Raw genomic sequence first — 22,030 nt, 5'->3', positions numbered from 1 at the left:
GTTTCGCTTGCCCGGCCTACAAAAAGTCTCTGTAGGCCGGGTAAAACGACGCCGCCATCCGGCAAAAGAAATTACAGCGCCATCAATCTGTCCAGAGACGGTGCGAAGTAATAGCCGCCCGTCACTGGCTTCGTGAAGCGCAGCATGGCGTCACGCTTCCCGTCGGTATCGCCAAACATGCTCAGCAACTGCTGCTCAATATTGTACAGACGCGCGCAGTAAGCGCAGAAATAGAGGCCGTGGGTGCCGCTGGCCGTACCGTATGGCAGGCTCTGGCGCACAATTTTCAGCCCTTTGCCGTCCTCTTTCAGATCCACGCGGGTCAGGTGAGACGTGACCGGACGGTCATCGCCATCGATCTCTTCGTTGGCTTCTTTAGTACGACCAATCATCATCTCCTGGTCGTGAACGCTCATGCGGTTGAGCTGCGTCAGGTTGTGTTCCCAACGCTGAACGAACACGTAGCTGCCGCCCGCATCCACGCCGTCTTTGATGACCGCGACTTCGCGGCGAACCTCTTCTCCCGCCGGGTTTTCCGTCCCGTCAACGAAGCCGCTGAGATCGCGTTCTTCCACCCAACGGAAACCGTGGACTTCTTCCTGCACCTCGATGCACTCGCCAAAAGCCGCCATTGCCGCCTGCGCGACAGAGAAGTTCACGTCGTGACGCAGTGAAAGAATGTGGATCAGCACATCGTACTGGGTTGCTGGCGCCAGACCTTTACCGTAAGGGATAAAATCTTTCAGCTCTTCAGCCCCAACGCCGCCGCTCAGGGCGCGCCAGGTGTTGTTGCCAAATGCGACAACCGCGCCCAGATGCGCGTCAGGGAATTTCGCTTCGAAGGTTGCCAGTTTATCGGCAAACGCTTTGCTGGCCGCACGCAGGGCATCGACATCCCCTTTTACATTGGCTTCAATCCAAATCGCCGCGCGGCAGTGTTCTGGCAAAATGCCACTTTGAACCTGAGACATTGTTCCTCCTGAAAAATAAGAATGCCACGGCTGCGTGGCATTGATGGGCGTATTGTACCCGTTTTTTCAGCGAGGCGGTTTGTTCAGACGCAAATTAACGGCGCCAGATGATTTTGCTCACTTTCCAGTTCTTCAGCGTGTCGTCAGGAGGCATTAACCCTTCCGGGCCGTTCCACTCGCCGGAGAACAGATAGCTAATATGTTGACTGTCTTGTGCTTTACACTCGACCGACGCGCTGTCATCGCCCGTCGCTTTCTGGCAGTTACCGAAGGCTTTGCTGTAAAGGTCGCTAAACGGCGTACCGATTTCAACGCCTGCCTGCGATGGAATATCGCTGTCCAGCACATCAATACGGCTGATGGTTCCCTGGTCGCCATTGATAACCAGCGCAACCTTGTCCTCTTTCATCGCTTCAAAAAAACGCACCACGTTGCCGTTCTGGGTTTTCATTCCGCTACGCAGGCGATAGCCGCCATCCAGCGCGTCAGTAATCGCTTTTTCATCCAGCGGCGTGGACGCAGTTAATGCCCCAACGCCCTGCTCAGTGACCTCTGTCGACGAGCCAAACCAGTTCCACGGATTCGCAGCAGACCAGTTCACCGACGAGAGGGTTGAACAGCCGCTCAGCACCAGCGGCATTGCGCATAAAATCAAACGCAGCGATTTCATCTCACTTCCTTTCTTTATTAATCAACGTTGTTTGGAGTCCGGTTTCGCCAAAAAGTGCCGTTATTCTTTTACCGGTGCAAAGCAGGCGCGTAAACGACGGTTAGAGAGCAACCAGATAAGCGCGACAATATCGGCCACCACCAGCGCCAGCCCGATGCCGTTTACCGGTTCACCGTACAGCCACAGCACCGGTTGCCAGCAGAGCAGAACGCCCTGCGCCAGAATCAATAAGCCGCGCAGCCCGCGCCACAGCAACGGGAAAGCGTCGCGCCGCCCGCTCAGTAAAAACGCCAGTACCGCCGGGACGCCGGGCAACAACCCCAGCCAGAACGTATCGTGATCGGGATAAAACAGATTCAGCAGCGTATCGCCCTGCTCGCGGGAGGAGCCAGCAATCACAAACAGCACCCAGGTACGCGCCTGAAGCAGCAGCACGCCCCAGAACAGAAAAGGCAGGCGCAAGCGCCCATGACCGTCGTAGTCAGCAGGATGAAACTCAGTACTCTTCATCTTCAATCAGACGCTTGCCCAGACTTAACGCGTCCGAATGTTCATAACCCAGGCGCTCGTACATGCCCAGTACAATGTCGTTGTCTTCCCGCACCATGATTTGGATTTTCGGGCAGCCGCGAGCAATGAGCTTTTTCTCCAGCCGGTTCAACAGCGCGTTGGCGATGCCACGACCGCGAAACTCCGGGTGTACGCCAAGATAATAGGCAGAACCCCGATGGCCGTCATAGCCGCCCATGACCGTACCGACCACCTCACCATTCACCTCAGCGACCAGGAACAGGCTGACGTCATGGTTCAGCTTACGTTCGATATCCATTTCAGGATCGTTCCACGGACGCAGCAAATCGCAGCGCTCCCAGAGGGTGATCACCTCTTCGAAATCTTCCTGGCGAAAAACGCGTATCTCCATGGTATTGAGACCCTTTTCAAGGTTAAAACTCCGATTATGGCGCGAACGACTGATTTAGCCAATATCTGACGCGAAACGGCGAAAAAAATGGCATAATGACGGATTGTCACGTATTGAAATGAAAAGTAAAACAATTCTCATCACGAACAGTCGTAACGGATTACGCGATACGATATAACATCTGGAACTCAATTTTCACAACTCAGGCTGTATGAGCACTTTTAAACCCTTAAAAACTCTCACATCGCGCCGCCAGGTGCTGAAAGCCGGGCTGGCGGCTCTGACGCTGTCGGGCATGTCGCACGCCATCGCTAAAGAAGAAGCGCTAAAGACCGGTAATGGTCACAGCAAACCGAAGGCCAAAAAAGCAGGCGCCAGACGCATTGTTGTTCTCGACCCCGGCCACGGCGGTATCGACACCGGCGCGATTGGTCGCAACGGTTCGAAGGAAAAACACGTCGTGCTGGAGATCGCCAAAAACGTGCGCGCGATTTTGCGCAACCAGGGGATTGATGCGCGCCTGACACGCACGGGCGACACCTTTATTCCCCTGTACGATCGCGTGGAAATCGCCCACAAGCACGGCGCGGATCTGTTTATGTCCATCCACGCAGATGGTTTTACCAACCCCAGCGCCGCAGGGGCCTCGGTGTTTGCGCTTTCTAATCGCGGCGCCAGTAGCGCCATGGCGAAATACCTCTCCGACCGTGAAAACCGCGCCGATGAAGTCGCGGGGAAAAAAGCGACCGATAAAGATCATCTGTTGCAGCAGGTATTGTTCGATCTGGTGCAAACCGACACCATCAAAAATAGCCTGACGCTGGGATCGCATATTCTTAAGAAGATCAAGCCGGTGCATCGTCTGCACAGTCGCAATACGGAACAGGCGGCGTTTGTGGTGCTAAAATCACCGTCAATTCCCTCCGTACTGGTAGAAACCTCATTTATCACCAACCCGGAAGAGGAGCGTCTGTTAGGCACCACCGCATTCCGGCAGAAAATCGCCACCGCGATAGCCAATGGCGTGATCAGTTATTTCCACTGGTTTGATAACCAGAAAGCACACTCGAAGAAACGGTAATCATGAAACCCGATGCACAACGCGTAAAACAGTTCCTGCTCAGCCTTCAGGATGATATTTGCCAGCAGTTAGCCGCCGTTGATGGCGCTGATTTTGTTGAAGATAGCTGGCAGCGCGACGCGGGTGGCGGCGGGCGCAGCCGGGTACTGCGTAACGGCGGTGTCTTTGAGCAGGCTGGGGTAAATTTCTCCCATGTTCACGGCGACGCGATGCCCGCCTCCGCGACGGCACACCGCCCGGAGTTGGCAGGGCGCAGTTTTGAAGCGATGGGCGTGTCGCTGGTGGTGCATCCGTTGAATCCGTACATTCCAACCAGCCATGCCAATGTTCGCTTTTTTATTGCGGAGAAGCCCGGCGCGGAGCCGGTCTGGTGGTTTGGCGGCGGTTTCGACCTGACGCCCTATTACGCGTTTGAAGAGGATGCCATTCACTGGCACCGCACGGCGCGGGATCTGTGCCAGCCCTACGGCGAGGACGTCTATCCGCGCTATAAAAAATGGTGCGACGATTACTTTTTCCTGAAGCATCGCGATGAGCAGCGCGGCATTGGCGGGCTTTTCTTCGACGATCTGAACACGCCGGATTTCGACAGCTGCTTTCGCTTTATGCAGGCGGTAGGCAAAGGCTATACCGATGCTTTTCTGCCAATTGTCGAGCGGCGTAAAGCAATGGCCTGGGGCGAGCGCGAGCGTCATTTCCAGCTTTATCGCCGGGGCCGCTATGTGGAGTTTAATCTGGTGTGGGATCGCGGCACGCTGTTTGGCCTGCAAACGGGCGGACGCACCGAGTCCATTTTGATGTCGATGCCGCCGCTGGTGCGCTGGGAGTACGACTGGCAGCCGGAAGAAGGCAGCCCGGAAGCGGCGCTGAGCGAATTTATCAAAGTCCGCGACTGGGTATAATTTACCTGGCCGCGTTTTTGCCTGATGACGGCTAACGCCTTATTCGGCCTACAACTGCAACGGTAGCGCCCCGTAGGCCGGATAAGACGCAAAGCGTCGCATCCGGCACAATAATGTCATCACATCCACTGACGCATACGCTGATGCAGCGTCAGCGACGGTTTTTCGGCAAACAGCTGCTGGTAATCGGTCGCGAACTGCCCCAGATGCCAGAACCCCCACTGCATTGCCGCCTCTTTGACCGTCGAACTTTGCGACCACGGACTGATCAGCTCCCTTCGCACCGCGTTTAATCGAATCCGCTTCAGCCACGCGTTCGGGCCAATCCCCAGAATCGCGTGAAACGCGTTTTGCAACGTGCGGCGGCTGACGTGCAGCTGATTGCACAGATCGAGTACCGTCAGCGGCTCCGACATATTCTCCAGCACGTATTCCCGCGCGCGGGACAGCAATTTTCGATAGCTCTGATGGCTGACGCTTTCTGCCGTTATAATCGGCTGCGCTTCTTCCAGCATCGTCCCCATCGCCAGCAGCAGGTTATCCCCCAGCACTTTACGCACCGCATGCTGATGCAGGTTTTCCGGGTTCTCGCTGAACGTCGCCAGCGCCTGCTGGACAAAGCCCCACAGCGCCGCTTTATGCTGCTCTTTCACTTCCAGCGCAGACTGGTTACGCAACATATGCAGCACCCTTTCCGGGTGATGCAGGAAATTGGCCTGCCGGGTAAGCACCTCCTCCGAGACAACCACGCCAAGGATGGTGTAATCATCCGGCGTGCTCAGCTCAAACTCCGTCCCGCCAGGACGGGTGGCGATCTCCGCGCTGCCAATGCACTGCGTGCCGATAAAACCTTGCTCGCCGCGCGTTGCCGGAATACCGAACCAGAAGGAGTTCGGCCAGACCAGGCAAGACTGACGCAGCGCCAGACCGGTGTACTCACGGAACACCTGAATTTCATCCAGCAGGATTTCCGTGAATTCCCCATGAAATTTACCGGGATGCAGCTGATCGTAAATCTGCTGCCAGGCGGTTATCGTCAGGGCGTGTTCATAGACGTCCGTTGTCAGCCGCTGGTGAACATTATCCACCTCAACCAGAGGCGTAAGTTTAACGTCTTCGGGTAACGCTTCATGATAAAGATGGTGCAAGTTTGCTGTACGAGTCTTTTTCATGATCTTCAAAGCCGGGGCGCAACGTCCCCGGCACCTCCGACAGGTTATACTTTCTTCAGACGATAGCGACTACTGCGTTTACGCAACGCCCCGTCAGAAAAGAGTTGCTCCAGCGCATTTCTGGCGCGCTCCAGTGACCAGCCAAAATGCGCGGCCACCTCCCCTGCCGTCATTCCCTGACGTACTGATGCTAATAACGCCAACAGCGCTTCTGAGGATTCAGAGGTAACAGGCGCATCTGGCGTCTTTCCGACTTTCGTTGGCTGGCGCTTAAAGCCGCCGATCAGCCACTGGGTGTCGTCTTCCGGCCGCCCAATTTCTTTGCGGCTGATAACACGGCCCGTGCGTTGTGCTGCGGCGCTTCCGGCATCCAGCGCCGCGCGACACGCCGCCAGATCGCCCTCCACCACCAGCGTCAGCCTGCCGGGATCGAGCACTTCGTGGCTGAGCAATCGCACATTGGCGGCTTTCAGCATGGCGTCCGCCGCATCAACGGCGGCAACCATGCCATCCACTTCCAGTAATCCCAGTGCATTGATCATCGCTACCTCTCTTACGCGCGCTGGACGGGATTACGGGCAATATCCAGAACGGCATCGGTAAAGGCGTTGCAGGCGGCTTTACAGGCGGCCTGGCTCCCCGTTAAAAACGCCGCAGAGTAGTTGGTTTCTGACGGCGGCGGCACGTAGGTCACCAGTTGGACATCGGCGGATTTCATCGCCGCATCAATGCCAAACGTCGCTTCCAGCGGCGGTGCCACCAGATAGGCGATAGGATCGCCCAGCGCGATGCCTGAGGTTGATGAGAGATAAGACCCGGTACGCGAAACCACATGCGCCAGGAATGCTGTATCTTCCGCATCGTTGGCCCACTGGAACGCTGCGCCGCCTTCAATATGCGCCACCATCGCATCCAGACCCGCCCGCACTTCCGCCGGGTTCGGGCCGCCCAACATAATCAAGACTTCACCGGCCGTCGGCGACGGCCCGTGGGCCGCTCCGGCATACAGTGAACGGCCATACACCACTTCCACCATCGCCTGTTTTGTCGCTTCGTCTGCCGCAATATACGTTACGTCATCAGAGTCTGCCGTGATGAGACCGAGGCTACGTATATGTGACGGTAATTTAAGCTCACGCGCGAAACCGTCATTCACCGAGGCAATCACGCGCATTGCGGTGACCGACGGTCGAATCAAATCTAATGCTGGCATGTTGCCTCCTTAACGGGTCATATTGATGCCGGATGCTTTCTGCTCCAGCATACGTTTCGCCAAATCCACAATTACCGCTGCGGCTTCAACTGGCGGCGTGCCGCCCTGGTGAATATTCGAAATACAGGTACGATCCGCTTCAACGGTGGTTGCCACCCGTGGTGAGTAAACCGCATAGCAGGAGAGGCTTTCCGACTGACCTAAGCCAGGACGCTCGCCCACCAGCAGAATCACCACTTTCGCGCCAAGAATTTCGCCGATCTGATCTTCAATCTTCACGCGGCCATAACGTACAAAGAACGGCGTCCCGACTTTCAGCCCCGCCTGTTTCAGACCAGAGAGCAGCGGCGGCAGGATCTCTTCATAGTTGGCGGTAATCGCATCCGTCGATAAACCATCGGAAATCACCACCTGGACATCCGGGCTGGCGACACACTGCGCTTTCAGCGCGTCAATGGCCTCCTGGCTCAGACGACGCCCCATATCCGGGCGGGTCAGGTAGAGGTTTTTATCGCTGATTTCTGAACGCACTTCCAGCAGCCCCTGTGCTTTCACCCACTCTTCCGGCACCTCTTTCAGGACGGTATCTTTCGAACGAGAGTGATCCGCCAGGAAGCGCAACAGCGCCAGGGTGCGCGGACGTGGGCCAGCGCGACCGGTACACACGCGCGCAGCGGTGCTGCGGCGCAGTTCGGCCAACACATCCGCGCGATGCGGATTCTCCACGCCTACCCAGGCTTTCGCCTCAGCCGATCCTAAATCCAGCGCGCAGCTTTCCGCCGCTGAAGGCGCTGAAGGTGCGGCACATTGTTTAGCGCTACAGGCTGGCGCGGATTCTGCGGGGGCCTGCGGCTGCGACTCGCCCATTGACGCCATTACACTGCGTACAATTTCTTCAATCTGTTTTTGATCCATCGTATGTCATCCCCGCGTCATCAGAAGAACAGTGACGGATCGCCCGCCCGCTTGGTCAGGCGACCGTTTTCCATAATGCCCATCGTTTCCAGCCAGCGCTCAAACTCCGGCGACGGACGCAGGTTGAGTAACTGACGTACCGTTGCGGTATCGTGGAATGCGGTGGTCTGGTAGTTGAGCATGATGTCGTCGCCGAGCGGCATGCCCATAATGTAGTTACAGCCTGCGGTAGCGAGCAGAATCATCAGGTTTTCGTTGAGGTTCTGATCGGCGTCGGCGTGGTTGGTGTAGCAGCAGTCGCAGCCCATTGAGATGCCGCTCAGCTTACCCATAAAGTGATCTTCCAGACCGGCGCGAATAATCTGCCGGTCGTTGTAGAGATACTCCGGCCCGATAAAACCGACCACCGTATTCACCAGGAACGGATCGTAGTGCCGCGCCAGGCCGTAGTTACGCGCTTCCATCGTCACCTGGTCGGCGCCGAAGTTGGCTCCAGCCGAAAGCGCAGACCCCTGCCCGGTTTCAAAGTACAGGCAGTTTTCCCCGGCGATACGGTTGAACTCCGCGCCGACCGCACGCGCTTCATCCAGCATCGCCAGCTCCACGCCGAACTCTTTTAATCCTTTTTCGCTGCCGCAAATACTCTGGAAAATCAGCCCGCCCGGCGCGCCGCGACGAATGGCTTCAATCTGAGTGGTGACGTGCGCCAGCACGCAGCCCTGCGTCGGAATATTGAACTTGTCGATCACCCCGTACACGGTATCCAGCACGCGGCTTAAGTTTTCCACGTCGTCCGTTACCGGGTTAACGCCAATCACCGCATCGCCCGCCCCGAAAGAAAGCCCTTCATAGATTTGCGCGGCGATACTCTGTACATCGTCACGGGTATCGTTCGGCTGCAAACGGCAGCTAAAGGTGCCCGGAATACCGATGGTGGTATTGGCCTTTTTGATCACCGGCATCTTCTTACCACCGTAGATCAGGTCGGCGTTGGAGCAGATCTTCGCGACCGCCGCCACCACTTCCGAAGTCAGCCCTTTACGCGTAAACGCAATGTCATCGACGGACGTTTCATCACTCAGCACATATTCGCGCAGCTCACTGATGCTCCAGTTTTTAATGCGGTTATAGGCCGTTTCATTGACGTCGTCCTGAATCAGACGCGTCACGCAGTCCTCTTCATAGGAAATCACCGGGTTGTTGCGAATATCCGCCACCGACATTTCCGACAACACCTGTTTCGCGGCAACACGCTCCTGTGAGCTTTCAGCCGCAACACCTGCCAGCACATCCCCCGAACGCAGTTCGTTGGCTTTTGCCAGCACCTCTTTTACATCCTTAAACTGATAAACATTGCCGAACAATGTGGTCTTTAGTTTCATAAGTCGTTCCCTCAGGAAGGAAATGCGAGTGATTTCACCGTCACCGGCACAACCGATCCGCCAAAAAGAGGCGTACCAATGTCGATATAGTCCCCCGCCCGGACGCTCACTTCGTCAATGACCGCCAGCGGGTGTTGCTGTAACTGTGGGCGCAATAACATGCCCAGGGCTTTGCCAAAGTCCTGCTCGGCCACCACCAGCAGGGGATGCGGATTGGGAAAACGCGCGGTAAACGCCAGCAGCGCGTCGATGACCGTGAGTAATACCGCGTAGCGCACCGGAAGCCGGGCGGGAAGCGCCAGCACGTATGCGTCAGTGCCAGGGTCGAGATCGAGCTGAGTCAGCGCCTGTTCCCAGGCGGCCACCAGTTCGTTTTCATCTTGTGGAATCGCCACCGGCAGGTTGCGCAGCGGAAGCGCCACCCCCTCCAGCCAGATGGTGCTGCCGGACAGCGACAGCGTGTGCGCCCCCGCGCCAATCACCGTGGCGCGCACGGTTTGCGTCGGGAACTGCACGTTCATCTCACGCAGGCGCGGGTGCTCATGCAGCGCCGTCGCCAGCAGCGGGCCGACATCAGAAAAGCAGAACGGATCGGCAGGCTGATTGCGGTAGCACTCCCCGACTCCGCCGGAAAGGGTGATCACTTCCGGTTTCACCCCTGCGGGCAATAATCCGGTTTGCATCAGCGCCTGCGCCAGCGGCGAAGGCTCGCCGTCAATGATTTCGACAATCAAATCCGCCATCCGCCGCACAACCTGCGCCAGCTGTGTGGCATTGAGCGAGCGGGCGTCAGTGCCCGCGCCGAACACCGCCTCAACGATCATCTGCCCCGGTTTATGCGCATGCACCACCCGCCCCTGGCCGTCCGTTTCCAGCAATCTGCCGCCCACGTTCAGACAGGCGGAGCCGCTCACTTTTCCGGCGTCAAACAGAACATAGTTCGAGGTGCCGCCGCCGATGTCGATATTGAGCACGCGACACAAGCGCTGTTCAGACAGGGTCTGCGCCCCCGCGCCGTGCCCGGCAATCACCGATTCCAGATGCGGCCCGGCGCTGGCGACGACAAAATCGCCGAGAGACTGCGACAGCGCCATCACTGCCGGACGCGCATTGCGGGTTTTCGCGCTTTCGCCGGTAATGATGATCGCCCCGGAATCCACCGTCTCCGGCGCAATCCCCGCCGCCTGATACTGAGCCAGAATCAGCGCCTTAAGTTCGGCCTCTTTCAATCCGCCCTGCTTATCGACAGGGGTAAAAAAGACCGGGCTTTGCCAGCTAATTTCACGTTTGATAAATTCGTAGCGCGGCACCTGCGACACTGCCGCACGGTTAACCAGCTCAAGGCGTGAGAAGATCACCTGAGTGGTGGTGGTGCCGATATCGATACCGACGCTCAGTAGCTGGCGAGTGTTCACGACTGCGCCTCCACTTCCGTTTCTGCCGGAACGTCTTCATCTTTGGGCACCAGCATCATCGCCACGCCAATCGCCGTCACGCCGCCGATCAGCTTGCCGACAATCATCGGGAAGATCATCGCGTTCATGTTGGCGGCCGCAAAGCCTAAGTGGTCGCCCAGCGCAAAGGCAGCGGAGACCGCGAAGGCGCAGTTGATCACTTTGCCGCGGGTATCCATCTGTTTCATCATGCCGAACATCGGAATATTGTTCGCCAGCGTCGCGACCATGCCGCCTGCCGCCATATTGTTGATTTTTAACAGGCCGCCAACGCGCATCAGCGGTTTTTCAAACCAGCGGGTCAGCAGAAGCACCATCGGATAGGCGCCGAGCAGAACGCAGGAGATAGAGCCGATCACTTCAATGGCGCGCATCACTTCGCCAGGCTGGTCGCCAGGGGACATGAAGATCGGGTCAAGACCTGGGATCAGCTCCCATCCCAGCAGGAATTTAATCACCGCAGCCGCCAGACCAATGGTGATCAACGCCACCAGGAATTTAGCGAAGATCTGGAAACCGCTGATCATTTTCTCCGGGATAAATTTCAGCCCCAGCGCAACCAGCACCGCGACGATGATCACCGGGATCATGTTCATCAGGATCAGCGCGAAGGTGAACTCCACCGGTTGCCCGTTGATCTCCACGCCGGAGTACATCGCCACTAAACCACCGGCGATACAGCCAATGGGAATGGTAACAATCCCCGCCAGCACGCCCAGCGCCAGGTAGCGGCGGTCAGACGGCTCGATAATGCCGAGCGCCACCGGAATGGAGAAGACGATCGTCGGCCCCATCATCGCACCCAGGATCAGGCCGGAGTACAGCCATGCCGCCACATCGCCGCCCGCCAGTTCTTTGGCGAGGAAGAAGCCGCCCATATCGCAGGCCAGCAGCGTTCCGGCGAACATCGACGGGTTCGCGCCGAGCATTTCATACAGCGGGATAATCACCGGCCCGAGCAGCTTCGCCAGCACCGGCGCCAGGGCGGTCATACCGACCATCGCCAGCCCCAGCGCGCCCATCGCCATAAAACCTTCTTCAAACTGACCGCCCGACCCCTCGATGCTCTTACCGAATTTACCGAGAAAACGCGCCGAACCGCCAAACTGCGACAGGATCCTGTCCACGGCGGCAATCAGCATAAAGAACATCATGATGTACATGATGATTTCATTAATTCCCATAGCCCTATCTCCATTTGCCAGGTGTTTCGTAGGCCTGATAAGCGCAGCGCCATCAGGCAATAGTGCCGCGTTTTTGCCGGATGGCGGCGCGAACGCCTTATCCGGCCTACATCCTGGTATGCTTTATTGTGCCGCCGCGTACAGGTCGATAATCTGTTCCTGCGTGGCGGTTCGTGGGTTACTGCGAATACAAATATCTTCCAGCGCGCCTTGCGCCCACGCGCTGTAATGCGCGGACGTCGCGCCAACATCGGCGAGGCGTTTTGTCAGCCCGGTTTCAATAATCAGTTCGCTAACTGCGCCGATCGCGTCGCGATCGTCCGCTTTCTTGTTGAGTAACGCCCGGCCGATATGGCTGAACCGTTCGCGACACACCATGCGGTTAAATCCCATCACCGTCGGCAGCAACATACTGTTCGCCTGGCCATGCGGAATATGCAGCGTCGCGCCCGGCTGGTGCGCCATCGCATGACACAGCCCCAGCCCCGCGCTGGAAAAGGCCATCCCCGCCATGCAGGACGCCAGCAGCATGTTTTCCCGCGCCGCCATGTCGTGCCCGTTCCCCACCGCTTTCGGCAGAGACTTGCCGATCATCGCAATAGCGCCAATCGCCAGGCTGTCGGTAAACGGCGTGGCATTCAGAGCGCTATACGCCTCAACCGCATGGGTCAGCGCGTCAATCCCGGTCATCGCCGTTACGTGAGAAGGCACCCCTTCCGTCAGCGCCGCATCCAGAATGGCGACGTCCGGCATCAGCGAGGCATGCGCCAGAACCTGCTTGCGCCCGCTTACCGCATCAATAATCACCGTCACGTTGGTGGTTTCCGACCCCGTCCCCGCCGTCGTCGGCACGGCAATCAGCGGCAGACGCGGGCGCAGTACGCTCTGCGCCGTCATATCCGCCAGCGTCTGCCCTGGGTTGGTAAAGAGCAGCGCTACGGCTTTTGCCGCATCCAGCACCGAGCCGCCGCCAAACGCCACCACGCCGTCACATTTTGATTCGCGCAGCTGCGCGACCGCCGCGCAAACGTCAGTGATGGAAGGTTCTCCCACCGGGCAGGGCCAAATGCTCATTGCCACGCCTTTCATCGCCAGACTCCGTTCAAGCCCGGCGGTCATCCCTGCCTGATGCAGAAAACTGTCAACCATGACAAACAGATGCGTCAGCCCGCGCGTTTGCGCTTCCTGCCCGCAGGCGCTGAGCGCCCCCAGGCCGCACAGCGTGACGGGCGGAACGCTGAACGTTTTTATCCGTTGCAGATTCAGGGTATCGAATGCCTGAAAGAGCGCGGTCTGCAATTCACTTTGCATAGATCCCCTCCGCTTTTTCTTTCCCGCTGTTGGCAATCGCCAGCGGCGTCATAAACAGGCTGTGTTCAGGTAAATGCACCCGCAGTTCCGGGAAGCGTTTACGGAATAGTTCATCCACGCCCGGCTGCATACAGGAGCCGCCCGCCAGCCACAGATCGGCTATACCTTGCCCTTCGATATGCCGGGCAACAATCTCCGCCATCTTTTCGTATACCGGTTTTACCACCGGCCAAATCTCCCGGGCGTTGCTGCGCTTGAACTGCTCAGCGTCTTCCAGTTCGATGCGGCGGTTTCCGGCCAGCGTCAGGGAAATATGGTGTCCGCCGGTCGCTTCATCAGCGGAGTAAGTCACCTTGCCCTGCTTCACAATGGCGATCCCCGTCGTACCGCCGCCGATATCCACCACGCCCGCGTTATCCAGTCGCAGCAGATCCGCCACGGCGGTCGGCTCATCCAGCACATGGCTGACCTCCAGCCCGGCGGATTCCAGAACATTGATGGAGATACGCGGGTCGGTGCCTGGCGGAAATGAGGTCGCCGCGTGGGTGAACTGGCAGCCAAGCTGGCGTTCGAGCGTGTCGAGATGGCGACGCACGATGGTGACGGCGCCGAAGAAGTCCCAGACGATGCCGTCACGCACGACGTCAGCCCAGTCCAGACAAACGGCGACTGGCTGCGCGTCGCGGTCGACAACCATCGACACCACATCGCACGTCCCTAAATCAATACCCAGCCACAGCGGCGAATCGCTGGCGACGGGATGCTGATTACATAGCTCAGCGGCTTTCTGGAGTCTCGGCGTCAGCCAACGTTGTTCATCGTGCGCCATCTCTTTTCTCCTTATAGACAGTCTGCGGGGCCGATATCAGACGATGCGAAACGCATCCACCAACACGCAGCGACGCAGGCGCACGAAGGTGCGCGCGCTGGTCACCCCTTCCCCGGTTGGCGTAGTAATGGTCATGGTGGTCCAGCCTTCGCCGCCCAGACCAAGCCCGGCGATGCACGGCCCGTTCTTGACGAAGATGCTGGTATCAATGGCGTTTGCCATCCGGTTCATGTTGTCGATGTTGCGCGAGTGCATCGCCGCCGTATGGTGGCAACCGCCTTCCAGCGTGACTGCCAGTTCAATGGCCTCTTCTACGTTGGCAACCCGCACCACCGGCAGTACCGGCATCATCAGTTCCGTGACCGCGAACGGGTGCGTGGCAGGCGTTTCCACAAACAGCAAGCGCGTTTGCTCCGGCACCGTCAGCCCAATCGCGGCGGCGATTTTGGCGGCGTCACGCCCAACCCAGTCGCGGCTGACCGTTCCTTTGCCACGCTCGTCGATATTTTTCAGCAATACCGGCTGAAGCTGTTCGGCCTGTGCGGCGGTGAGTTTCACCGCATGCTGCCCTTCCATCAGGCGCATCAGTTCATCGGCAACGCTATCGACAACAATCAGCACCTTCTCGTCGGCGCAAATGATGTTGTTATCGAAGGATGCGCCTTTGACGATGGACTGCGCGGCACGCGCCAGGTCAGCGGTTTCATCCACCACCACCGGCGGGTTCCCGGCACCTGCGGCAATCAGACGTTTGTTGGTGTGTTTACGCGCGGCCTCGACGACCGCTTCACCGCCGGTCACCACCAGCAGACCGATACCGGGATATTTAAAGAGGCGCTGGGCGGTTTCGATATCTGGGTTCGCAACGGTCACCAGCAGGTTAGCCGGGCCGCCTGCGGCAACAACCGCCTGGTTAAGCAGCGTAATGGCGCGCTGAGAAACCTTTTTCGCCGCCGGATGCGGCGCAAAGATCACGCTGTTGCCTGCGGCAATCAGGCTGATGGCATTGTTAATCACGGTTGCCGCCGGATTGGTGGACGGCGTGACCGACGCCACAACCCCCCACGGCGCATTTTCAATTAAGGTCAGACCGTTATCGCCGGTCAGTACCTGCGGCGAGAGGCATTCCACGCCCGGCGTACCGCGCGCCTGCGCCACGTTTTTCGCTAATTTATCTTCGACGCGTCCCATGCCGGTTTCTGACACGGCAAGTTCCGCCAGTTCTCTGGCGTGCTTTTCACCCGCTTCACGTATCGCATGAATAGCGAGCTGGCGCATGGCCACGCTCTTCAGCCCCTGCTGAGCCACTTTCGCTGCGGCAACGGCGTCATCCAGGGAGGCAAAGACGCCCATTTCATGAACGGCGGCGGCAGGTTGACTGCTGTCTTTCATTTTCAGCAATACCGCTTTTACCACCTGTTCAATATCCTGTTGATTCATGATGTTCAGTCCTATTTATGGAAAACGACTTTCCCGCCAGCCACCACTTCATCGACAATACCAATCACGCACAGATCGACAGGTGAGGATTCGCTCCGATGCGCCTGGCGGGCAGAACTGCCGCTAACCAGCAGCACCCACTCCCCGGTTCCCGCCCCAATGCTGTCGATTGCAACGGCGCACTGCCCGTCGGGATTCCCTTCGGCATCAATCATTTTCACCATCAGCAATTTGTCATGCGCGAGTCCTTCATGGCGCACCGTACAAACAATTTGTCCTGTGACGACTGCCAGCTTCATACCCGCCTCCATGTGTTGTGTGTTGCGTGCCGAAACTGTAGGCCGGATAAGCGAGGCGCCATCCGGCATCGATGCCATCTCATTGCCGGATGGCGACGCGTTTGCGTCTTCTCCGGCCTACACGATCAGACGTAGCCATCCAGCTTAGATATTGCTGTCACCTTTGAAGCTGATCGGGAACACCTCTTCCAGATCGCCGTGCGGGCGCGGAATGACGTGTACGGAAACCAGTTCGCCAATGCGCTGCGCCGCTGCGGCGCCGGCATCAGTAGCGGCTTTGCACGCTGCCACATCGCCACGCACCATCGCGGTGACCAGACCGCCGCCAATCTGCTTCACGCCAACCAGTTTCACGCGTGCTGCTTTAACCATCGCATCAGAGGCCTCAATCAGTGCAACCAGGCCCCGGGTTTCAATCATTCCTAATGCTTCCATTGTGTTTTCCTCTTCGGTAAGGGGGTCCAGACGGGACCTTTATACAACCAGTGTTTGCGAGTCGAGTTCACGACTCACGTCAGTCTGGCGCGGCACTGCTGCCACCAACGCCAGTTCGATAATTTCCTGTACGCTACAGCCTCGGGAGAGATCGTGAAGCGGTGCGGCAAGCCCCTGAATCAGCGGCCCAACGGCGCGATATCCTCCCAGACGCTGGGCGATTTTGTAGCCAATGTTGCCCGCTTCCAGTGACGGAAAGACCATCACATTGGCTTTGCCCTGTAACGGACTGGCGGGCGCTTTTTGCGCGGCGACGTCCGGGACAAAAGCGGCGTCGAACTGCAACTCGCCGTCAACAATCAAATCCGGCGCGCGCTCGCGAACGATCTCTGTCGCCTGCTGCACATTGGCGACATTGGGGTGACGCGCGCTGCCATGACTGGAGAACGACAGCATGGCGACCCGAGGCTCCTCTCCAGTAATGGTTCGCCAGGTCTGCGCGCTGGCGATGGCGATATCCGCCAGTTGCGCCGCCGTGGGTTGCGGCACCACGCTGCAATCGGCGAATCCCAGCGCCTGCCCGGTGTACTGCGGCAGCATCAGGAAGATCGACGACAGCGTTTTGCTGCCCGGCTGCAAACCGATCAGGCGTAGCCCTGCCCGTAGCACGTTCGCTGTCGAAGAGAGGTTGCCGGCAATGCACACATCGGCATGACCTGCGCTCACCATCGCGGCGGCGAACATCAGCGGGTCGTTCAGTTTTTCCAGCGCATCCGGCGGTGTTTTCTCTCCCGCCCGCGCCAGCCAGCGCCCGGCGAACACCTCGCGCATAGACAGATTGCTCTGTGGGTCAATCACCTGAATGCCATCCATCGCGATACGGTGAGTGAGCGCAAACTGGCGTAGCGCAAACGGGCTGGTGACAAGAACCGGTCGCGCCAGACCATGCCGTTGCAGATAGTGCGCCGCCTTCAGGACACGGACATCCAGCGCATCCGGGAAGACCACCCTGGCGGGCGCGCGTAAGGCCTGTTCGCGGCAACGTTCAATGATCATTGCTCCCCTCCCAGTCGCTGTTGAATCTGGCTGACGGTGAGCGGATGCTTCGTCACGCACAAAATCATCATCACGTAGACCGTACTGGAGAGGCGGTTCAACGCCTGTAGAAGATCCGGGCGCAGCACGTCAAAATTGCGGGTGATAAAGACCTGAGCGGCCACGACTTCCGTCTCACGCACTTTGGTACGCAGCAAATTCAGCAGCGCGGCATCGCGGCCGTGGCTGGCTTCCGGCACCAGATGATCGTGATCGAGATAGCGCAGCGGCTGATGGGACAGACGATGCAATTCGTCTTCGTTTAGCCCCACAATGGCCTGCGCGGCCAGCGGTTCATCCATCGCATCGGCACGCATGATGTTGCCCAGGCGGGAACGAATGTCGGCAAGCCAGGGCTGCCACTGCTCCGGTAACTCAATTTGCAGCCACACCACCAGCGCGATGGTGCTGTCCAGCGCGGCGCGAAATCCCAGGCGCGGATCGCTTTTCGCAACCATTTTGTCGGCGGTCAGGTGGGTCAGCGTATCGGGCTTTTTCGCCACCGGCTGGCGACACAGTTCGCAGCACGCCTTAGGGTGCGTATCGCTGCTGGTCAAACCGTGCACCGGCTGTAATTGCTGCTCATCGTCATCGACAAAAAGACGGCCTTGCTCATCCAGAAACTTGATGCGCAAATGGCGGCTTTCCAGCAATTCCCGGGCAGATGGCGTCAGGCGAGCGTCAGCGGGAAGATGGATCTCCGCCCCTTCGCTAAGCGTATGATTCGCTCTGAGCCATGCTTCGGTAATGAAATCCTTCATACATCCGCCTTAGCAGGACTGCCAGTTCGCAGGCCAGGCAACGTACAAGAAGCGCACGGTCGACGGTGTGCCAAACTCAATGCTGGAGCCTTTCGGGATAAACATCACGTCCCCGGCTTTCGCGATCATGGTTTCGCCTTCATGACGCACATGCAGTTCGCCCTCCAGTACCATATCGATCTCGTCGTAGTTCAGCGTCCACGGGAAAAACGCGTTATCCCACTGCATGAACCCGGCGGCCATGCTGCTGCCGTCCTTGTCGGTGACCAAATCCGTTAAGCCGACGCAGTGGGGCTGCGCGCCGTCGAAGCGACCAAACTTCACGCTGCTGCCGTCGATCACTTTTACGCCGCCCTTGCCGGTGACCGACTTAAAGCCCGGCTGCATGTCAGCCTGCTCCAGCGACTGTTTTTCCTTCATCACTTTGTCCATCAGCTGCGCGACCAGGCTTTCGGTAAACTGCCCTTCCGGCAGTTGTGCGATGATGGTTTCACGAATGCGCTGACTTTCGGTTTTCGCGTCTTCCACCGGCGCGACAGCCGGTGCCGATTCGTCGCATTCCACGATCGTGAAGTCCAGCAGTTCCGCAACTTCGCGGGCTTCCGGGGTAATGATGCTGGCGCGCAGAACAACCGACATTTCCTGTTCGCCGCGTGCGTGAGCCGCACGAATATCGTTAGCTGTGATGAGTTTCTTCACCTGCGCCTTCCTCCTGTTCGGTGAGTGCTGCCAGATAATCCACCAGGTGCTGCACACTTTGCGGGTCATGGCTGTTGAGCTCGAAAATCGGCTCCTGAAATCCCAGCCCGCTCAGTAGCTGTCGCGCGGCGGCGACGTCGGCATCCGGCATGTCCGTTTTGCTGATGACGGCGATGTGTCGTTTACTGGCGCCAATATCCAATAACCCGGCGGGTAAGCGACTTTCGCGGTCATTTGCCGCATGTACATAAATCAGCGTATCCACATCCTGTAGCGTGGTAATTAAGGCGTGATACCAGCGAGGATGGCTAAAATATTCTCCCGGCGTATCGATATCGCCGTTGTCATTAAATTCCACGGCTTGTGTTTTTCGGGCGAGGGAATAATTTCCCTGCAAGGCGTTAAAAAGCGTTGTTTTCCCCGCGCCAACGGTGCCGACAAACGCAATACGTTTCATTGCCGCCCCCCAATTAACTTTTTGTTAATTCGCACAACGTGAAATTTAATAAGCGTCCCAGCCCGTTGACCGTTTGCAATAAGGCTTCTTCGACGGCGCCAACGGAGCCATAAATCACCAGCGCGCCGCTGAATCTATCGAGAAAACCGATATGAACATCGGCGGCTTTCATGGCTAAATCGCCCGCGATCATCGCCGTTTCCCCTGGCGTTAGCGTCATGATGCCGATGGCGCCCGCTTCGGGAACGCCGATCTTTTTCGCCAGTTCTTCACCCGGGTGGGCAATCAGATGCGCCAGCGTGACCTGTTTCCCCGGCACAAATTCCTGAATAATGCGTTCTTTATCCATTGCTCACCGCCTCCGCTGAAACTGACCTCATCGTGGCAATTTTTTGTCAGAGTAAATAACAAAATTCGGCAAGCAGATTTAAAAGGTGAAGTAGATCACTAAGAAAGGAGGAAATAAAAAAAGCGCGGGGAACCCCGCGCCGGAATGAATTAAAGTGAAATTACAGTGGTTGTGTTTGCGCTTCGACCACCGCCAGCGCCACCATATTAACGATACGGCGAACAGAAGCGATCGGCGTTAATACATGCACCGGTTTGGCAACGCCCATCAATACCGGCCCTACCGTCACGCCTTCCGAGCTGGAGACACGCAGTAAGTTGTAACTAATACGCGCGGCCTCCACGTTAGGCATAATTAAAATATTCGCCGCTCCTTTCAGCGGGCTGTCCGGCATTCTGTCGTTGCGAATGCTTTCGACCAGCGCGGCATCACCGTGCATTTCGCCGTCGATCATCAGCTCAGGCGCGCGTTCGCGTACTAACTCCAGCGTCTGACGCATTTTGCAAGCAGCGACCGACTTAGACGAACCAAAGTTGGAGTGCGACAACAGCGCCACCTTCGGCTCAATACCAAAGCGGCGCACCGTTTCCGCAGCCATTAACGTAATTTCCGCCAGTTGCTCCGGCGTCGGGTCGTCATTGACATAGGTGTCGGCGATAAAGGTGTTGCCGCTCGGCAACAGCAAGGCGTTCATCGCCCCTGCTGCGTGGACGCCCTCACGGTAGCCAAACAGTTCCTGCACCACGCTGAAGTGTTCGTGGTATTCGCCGATGGTGCCGCAGATCATCGCATCCGCTTCACCGCGCAGAACCATGATCGCGCCAATCACCGTGGTATTGCTGATCACCGCCCGCTGCGCCTGTTCCTGCGTCACGCCACGGCGTTTCATGATCTTATAGTATTCACCCCAGTACTCTTTGAAGCGCGGATCGGATTCATTGTTGACGATCTCAAAATCCACACCCGATTTGATCTGTAGCCCCAGCTTCTGAATGCGCATTTCGATCACGCTCGGGCGACCAATCAGGATCGGTTTCGCCAGACCTAACGTAATCAACTCCTGCGTCGCATGCAGGACACGCGCCTCTTCCCCTTCCGCCAGCACCACGCGCTTCGGCGCTTTACGGGCCAGAGAGAAGATTGGCTTCATGAACAGGTTGGTTTTGTAGACAAATTCGGTCAGCTTATCGATGTAGGCATCGAAATCAGCGATCGGCCGCGTCGCCACGCCGGAGTCCATCGCCGCTTTCGCCACGGCAGGCGCAATCTTCACAATCAGGCGCGGGTCGAACGGTTTTGGAATGATATATTCCGGGCCGAAGCTCAAGTCCTGATCGCCATAGGCGGAAGCGACCACTTCACTTTGTTCGGCGTGCGCCAGTTCGGCAATGGCGTGTACCGCCGCCAGTTTCATCTCTTCGTTGATCGCGGTTGCGCCGACATCCAGCGCGCCACGGAAGATGAACGGGAAGCAGAGCACGTTGTTGACCTGGTTCGGATAGTCAGAACGTCCGGTACAGATGATGGCGTCTGAACGCACCTCTTTCGCCAACGGCGGCAGAATTTCCGGCTCCGGGTTCGCCAGCGCCAGGATCATCGGCGCACGCGCCATTTTTTTCACCATCTCCTGGGTCAGCACTTTCGGGCCGGAACAGCCCAGGAAAATGTCCGCCCCGTCGATCACATCATCCAGCGTGCGTTTGCCGTCATCCACCACCGCATAGGCCGCTTTGGTCTCCACCATGTTGGGTTCGCGATCTTTATAGATAACGCCTTTCGAGTCACAGACCACGATATTGTGTTTCTGCATCCCCAACGCCACCAGCAGGTTCATACAGGCGATTGCCGCCGCCCCTGCACCGGAAACCACCATCCGCACGTCAGAGATATTTTTTTCCACCACGCGCAGGCCGTTAAGAATCGCGGCGGTGCTGATAATCGCCGTTCCGTGCTGGTCATCATGGAATACCGGAATATTCATGCGCTCACGCAGTTTCTGCTCGATATAGAAACATTCAGGCGCTTTAATATCTTCGAGGTTAATCCCGCCGAACGTCGGCTCCAGCGCGGCAACGACATCAATGAATTTATCCGGGTTATGTTCATCGACTTCAATATCAAACACGTCGATGCCCGCGAATTTCTTAAACAGAACGCCCTTACCTTCCATTACCGGTTTACCGGCCAGCGCGCCGATGTTGCCCAGGCCGAGCACCGCCGTTCCGTTAGAGACCACCGCGACCAGGTTGCCGCGAGCGGTGTATTTGTAAGCCGCCAGCGGGTCTTTTTCAATTTCAAGACACGGCGCCGCTACGCCTGGCGAATAGGCCAGCGCCAGATCGCGCTGTGTGGCAAGGGGCTTGGTCGGGGAAACCTGGATTTTACCTGGAACGGGAAATTCGTGGAAATCGAGGGCGCTTTGTTTTAATTGGTCATCCATCTTGTTGTTCCTTTCACGTATCGATCAAAAAAGTGGCGCGGGTAACCTC

The 22,030-nt window shown here is 57.8% G+C and carries 24 protein-coding genes; 2 read left to right on the top strand and 22 right to left on the bottom strand.

Annotated features, from left to right (window positions below):
• Window positions 1–71: 71 nt before the first annotated feature.
• The 4 genes from yfeX to OGV82_RS09265 form a co-directional block, all read right to left on the bottom strand.
• Window positions 72–971: a porphyrinogen peroxidase gene (gene yfeX, locus OGV82_RS09280; RefSeq protein WP_101744324.1), complete on the bottom strand. Its 900-nt coding sequence runs from the start codon at window positions 969–971 to the stop codon at window positions 72–74.
• 94 nt (window positions 972–1,065) lie between these two features.
• The gene (locus OGV82_RS09275) at window positions 1,066–1,641 is read right to left on the bottom strand and encodes an RpoE-regulated lipoprotein (protein ID WP_058667849.1); all 576 of its coding nucleotides are present in this window, start codon (window positions 1,639–1,641) and stop codon (window positions 1,066–1,068) included.
• 60 nt (window positions 1,642–1,701) lie between these two features.
• On the bottom strand, window positions 1,702–2,151 hold the full coding sequence (locus OGV82_RS09270) for a DUF2919 domain-containing protein (RefSeq protein ID WP_101744323.1): 450 nt from the start codon (window positions 2,149–2,151) through the stop codon (window positions 1,702–1,704).
• On the bottom strand, window positions 2,138–2,563 hold the full coding sequence (locus tag OGV82_RS09265; RefSeq protein WP_012131345.1) for a GNAT family acetyltransferase: 426 nt from the start codon (window positions 2,561–2,563) through the stop codon (window positions 2,138–2,140). The genes OGV82_RS09270 and OGV82_RS09265 overlap by 14 nt, the downstream gene beginning before the upstream one ends.
• 211 nt (window positions 2,564–2,774) lie before the next feature.
• Here OGV82_RS09265 and amiA point away from each other — a divergent pair, with 211 nt between their 5' ends.
• Both amiA and hemF read left to right on the top strand, forming a co-directional pair.
• On the top strand, window positions 2,775–3,644 hold the full coding sequence (gene amiA / locus OGV82_RS09260; protein ID WP_012131343.1) for an N-acetylmuramoyl-L-alanine amidase AmiA: 870 nt from the start codon (window positions 2,775–2,777) through the stop codon (window positions 3,642–3,644).
• A 2-nt stretch (window positions 3,645–3,646) separates the two neighbouring features.
• The gene (gene hemF, locus OGV82_RS09255) at window positions 3,647–4,546 is read left to right on the top strand and encodes an oxygen-dependent coproporphyrinogen oxidase (RefSeq protein ID WP_101744322.1); all 900 of its coding nucleotides are present in this window, start codon (window positions 3,647–3,649) and stop codon (window positions 4,544–4,546) included.
• A 119-nt stretch (window positions 4,547–4,665) separates the two neighbouring features.
• Here the strand turns inward: hemF and eutR are convergent, their stop codons facing one another.
• From eutR to maeB, 18 genes are all read right to left on the bottom strand, one after another.
• Window positions 4,666–5,718 (bottom strand): HTH-type transcriptional regulator EutR, encoded by a 1,053-nt coding sequence (gene eutR / locus OGV82_RS09250; RefSeq protein WP_047462135.1) that lies wholly within the window; start codon window positions 5,716–5,718, stop codon window positions 4,666–4,668.
• A 44-nt stretch (window positions 5,719–5,762) separates the two neighbouring features.
• Window positions 5,763–6,260: an ethanolamine utilization microcompartment protein EutK gene (gene eutK / locus OGV82_RS09245; protein ID WP_012131340.1), complete on the bottom strand. Its 498-nt coding sequence runs from the start codon at window positions 6,258–6,260 to the stop codon at window positions 5,763–5,765.
• Between the two features lie 11 nt (window positions 6,261–6,271).
• Window positions 6,272–6,931, bottom strand: coding sequence for an ethanolamine utilization microcompartment protein EutL (eutL, locus tag OGV82_RS09240; protein ID WP_047462132.1), 660 nt, complete (start codon window positions 6,929–6,931; stop codon window positions 6,272–6,274).
• A gap of 9 nt (window positions 6,932–6,940) precedes the next feature.
• On the bottom strand, window positions 6,941–7,846 hold the full coding sequence (gene eutC, locus OGV82_RS09235; RefSeq protein ID WP_012131338.1) for an ethanolamine ammonia-lyase subunit EutC: 906 nt from the start codon (window positions 7,844–7,846) through the stop codon (window positions 6,941–6,943).
• Window positions 7,847–7,866: 20 nt separating this feature from the next.
• On the bottom strand, window positions 7,867–9,228 hold the full coding sequence (gene eutB / locus OGV82_RS09230) for an ethanolamine ammonia-lyase subunit alpha (protein ID WP_012131337.1): 1,362 nt from the start codon (window positions 9,226–9,228) through the stop codon (window positions 7,867–7,869).
• A gap of 11 nt (window positions 9,229–9,239) precedes the next feature.
• On the bottom strand, window positions 9,240–10,643 hold the full coding sequence (eutA, locus tag OGV82_RS09225) for an ethanolamine ammonia-lyase reactivating factor EutA (protein ID WP_058667854.1): 1,404 nt from the start codon (window positions 10,641–10,643) through the stop codon (window positions 9,240–9,242).
• Window positions 10,640–11,866, bottom strand: coding sequence for an ethanolamine utilization protein EutH (gene eutH, locus OGV82_RS09220; RefSeq protein WP_047462122.1), 1,227 nt, complete (start codon window positions 11,864–11,866; stop codon window positions 10,640–10,642). Before eutH ends, eutA begins: the two co-directional genes overlap by 4 nt.
• Before the next feature lie 123 nt (window positions 11,867–11,989).
• Window positions 11,990–13,177, bottom strand: coding sequence for an ethanolamine utilization ethanol dehydrogenase EutG (gene eutG / locus OGV82_RS09215; protein ID WP_012131334.1), 1,188 nt, complete (start codon window positions 13,175–13,177; stop codon window positions 11,990–11,992).
• Window positions 13,167–14,006: an ethanolamine utilization protein EutJ gene (gene eutJ, locus OGV82_RS09210; RefSeq protein ID WP_012131333.1), complete on the bottom strand. Its 840-nt coding sequence runs from the start codon at window positions 14,004–14,006 to the stop codon at window positions 13,167–13,169. The genes eutG and eutJ overlap by 11 nt, the downstream gene beginning before the upstream one ends.
• 36 nt (window positions 14,007–14,042) lie before the next feature.
• Window positions 14,043–15,446, bottom strand: coding sequence for an aldehyde dehydrogenase family protein (locus OGV82_RS09205; protein ID WP_047462117.1), 1,404 nt, complete (start codon window positions 15,444–15,446; stop codon window positions 14,043–14,045).
• Window positions 15,447–15,457: 11 nt separating this feature from the next.
• Window positions 15,458–15,745 carry an ethanolamine utilization microcompartment protein EutN gene (gene eutN / locus OGV82_RS09200; protein ID WP_024130131.1) on the bottom strand — a complete coding sequence of 96 codons (288 nt, stop codon included), beginning with the start codon at window positions 15,743–15,745 and terminating at the stop codon, window positions 15,458–15,460.
• 144 nt (window positions 15,746–15,889) lie between these two features.
• Complete coding sequence (gene eutM / locus OGV82_RS09195; protein WP_000387720.1) at window positions 15,890–16,180, bottom strand: ethanolamine utilization microcompartment protein EutM; 291 nt, start codon at window positions 16,178–16,180, stop codon at window positions 15,890–15,892.
• A 39-nt stretch (window positions 16,181–16,219) separates the two neighbouring features.
• Window positions 16,220–17,236 carry a phosphate acetyltransferase gene (gene pta, locus OGV82_RS09190; RefSeq protein WP_047462114.1) on the bottom strand — a complete coding sequence of 339 codons (1,017 nt, stop codon included), beginning with the start codon at window positions 17,234–17,236 and terminating at the stop codon, window positions 16,220–16,222.
• The gene (gene eutT / locus OGV82_RS09185; RefSeq protein WP_012131329.1) at window positions 17,233–18,036 is read right to left on the bottom strand and encodes an ethanolamine utilization cob(I)yrinic acid a,c-diamide adenosyltransferase EutT; all 804 of its coding nucleotides are present in this window, start codon (window positions 18,034–18,036) and stop codon (window positions 17,233–17,235) included. The genes pta and eutT overlap by 4 nt, the downstream gene beginning before the upstream one ends.
• Before the next feature lie 9 nt (window positions 18,037–18,045).
• The gene (eutQ, locus tag OGV82_RS09180; RefSeq protein ID WP_012131328.1) at window positions 18,046–18,735 is read right to left on the bottom strand and encodes an ethanolamine utilization acetate kinase EutQ; all 690 of its coding nucleotides are present in this window, start codon (window positions 18,733–18,735) and stop codon (window positions 18,046–18,048) included.
• Window positions 18,713–19,192, bottom strand: a complete 480-nt coding sequence (gene eutP / locus OGV82_RS09175; protein WP_012131327.1) for an ethanolamine utilization acetate kinase EutP — start codon at window positions 19,190–19,192, stop codon at window positions 18,713–18,715. Before eutP ends, eutQ begins: the two co-directional genes overlap by 23 nt.
• A 13-nt stretch (window positions 19,193–19,205) precedes the next feature.
• Window positions 19,206–19,541, bottom strand: coding sequence for an ethanolamine utilization microcompartment protein EutS (gene eutS, locus OGV82_RS09170; RefSeq protein WP_047462111.1), 336 nt, complete (start codon window positions 19,539–19,541; stop codon window positions 19,206–19,208).
• Between the two features lie 160 nt (window positions 19,542–19,701).
• Window positions 19,702–21,981 carry an NADP-dependent oxaloacetate-decarboxylating malate dehydrogenase gene (gene maeB / locus OGV82_RS09165; protein WP_012131325.1) on the bottom strand — a complete coding sequence of 760 codons (2,280 nt, stop codon included), beginning with the start codon at window positions 21,979–21,981 and terminating at the stop codon, window positions 19,702–19,704.
• Window positions 21,982–22,030 lie beyond the last annotated feature (49 nt).

The organism is Citrobacter sp. CK191 (genome assembly GCF_030333435.1).
Taxonomy (GTDB): Bacteria; Pseudomonadota; Gammaproteobacteria; order Enterobacterales; family Enterobacteriaceae; genus Citrobacter_B; species Citrobacter_B koseri.
Note: the sequence above shows the minus strand (reverse complement) of the source record. Positions and strands in the feature narration are given on the sequence as shown.

Excerpts from the sequence above, each read along its gene's own strand:
- yfeX (WP_101744324.1), bottom strand. The coding sequence starts at position 971 with ATGTCTCAGGTTCAAAGTGGCATTTTGCCAGAACACTGCCGCGCGGCG.
- OGV82_RS09275 (WP_058667849.1), bottom strand. The coding sequence starts at position 1,641 with ATGAAATCGCTGCGTTTGATTTTATGCGCAATGCCGCTGGTGCTGAGC.
- OGV82_RS09270 (WP_101744323.1), bottom strand. The coding sequence starts at position 2,151 with ATGAAGAGTACTGAGTTTCATCCTGCTGACTACGACGGTCATGGGCGC.
- OGV82_RS09265 (WP_012131345.1), bottom strand. The coding sequence starts at position 2,563 with ATGGAGATACGCGTTTTTCGCCAGGAAGATTTCGAAGAGGTGATCACC.
- amiA (WP_012131343.1), top strand. The coding sequence starts at position 2,775 with ATGAGCACTTTTAAACCCTTAAAAACTCTCACATCGCGCCGCCAGGTG.
- hemF (WP_101744322.1), top strand. The coding sequence starts at position 3,647 with ATGAAACCCGATGCACAACGCGTAAAACAGTTCCTGCTCAGCCTTCAG.
- eutR (WP_047462135.1), bottom strand. The coding sequence starts at position 5,718 with ATGAAAAAGACTCGTACAGCAAACTTGCACCATCTTTATCATGAAGCG.
- eutK (WP_012131340.1), bottom strand. The coding sequence starts at position 6,260 with ATGATCAATGCACTGGGATTACTGGAAGTGGATGGCATGGTTGCCGCC.
- eutL (WP_047462132.1), bottom strand. The coding sequence starts at position 6,931 with ATGCCAGCATTAGATTTGATTCGACCGTCGGTCACCGCAATGCGCGTG.
- eutC (WP_012131338.1), bottom strand. The coding sequence starts at position 7,846 with ATGGATCAAAAACAGATTGAAGAAATTGTACGCAGTGTAATGGCGTCA.
- eutB (WP_012131337.1), bottom strand. The coding sequence starts at position 9,228 with ATGAAACTAAAGACCACATTGTTCGGCAATGTTTATCAGTTTAAGGAT.
- eutH (WP_047462122.1), bottom strand. The coding sequence starts at position 11,866 with ATGGGAATTAATGAAATCATCATGTACATCATGATGTTCTTTATGCTG.
- eutG (WP_012131334.1), bottom strand. The coding sequence starts at position 13,177 with ATGCAAAGTGAATTGCAGACCGCGCTCTTTCAGGCATTCGATACCCTG.
- eutJ (WP_012131333.1), bottom strand. The coding sequence starts at position 14,006 with ATGGCGCACGATGAACAACGTTGGCTGACGCCGAGACTCCAGAAAGCC.
- OGV82_RS09205 (WP_047462117.1), bottom strand. The coding sequence starts at position 15,446 with ATGAATCAACAGGATATTGAACAGGTGGTAAAAGCGGTATTGCTGAAA.
- eutN (WP_024130131.1), bottom strand. The coding sequence starts at position 15,745 with ATGAAGCTGGCAGTCGTCACAGGACAAATTGTTTGTACGGTGCGCCAT.
- eutM (WP_000387720.1), bottom strand. The coding sequence starts at position 16,180 with ATGGAAGCATTAGGAATGATTGAAACCCGGGGCCTGGTTGCACTGATT.
- pta (WP_047462114.1), bottom strand. The coding sequence starts at position 17,236 with ATGATCATTGAACGTTGCCGCGAACAGGCCTTACGCGCGCCCGCCAGG.
- eutT (WP_012131329.1), bottom strand. The coding sequence starts at position 18,036 with ATGAAGGATTTCATTACCGAAGCATGGCTCAGAGCGAATCATACGCTT.
- eutP (WP_012131327.1), bottom strand. The coding sequence starts at position 19,192 with ATGAAACGTATTGCGTTTGTCGGCACCGTTGGCGCGGGGAAAACAACG.
- eutS (WP_047462111.1), bottom strand. The coding sequence starts at position 19,541 with ATGGATAAAGAACGCATTATTCAGGAATTTGTGCCGGGGAAACAGGTC.
- maeB (WP_012131325.1), bottom strand. The coding sequence starts at position 21,981 with ATGGATGACCAATTAAAACAAAGCGCCCTCGATTTCCACGAATTTCCC.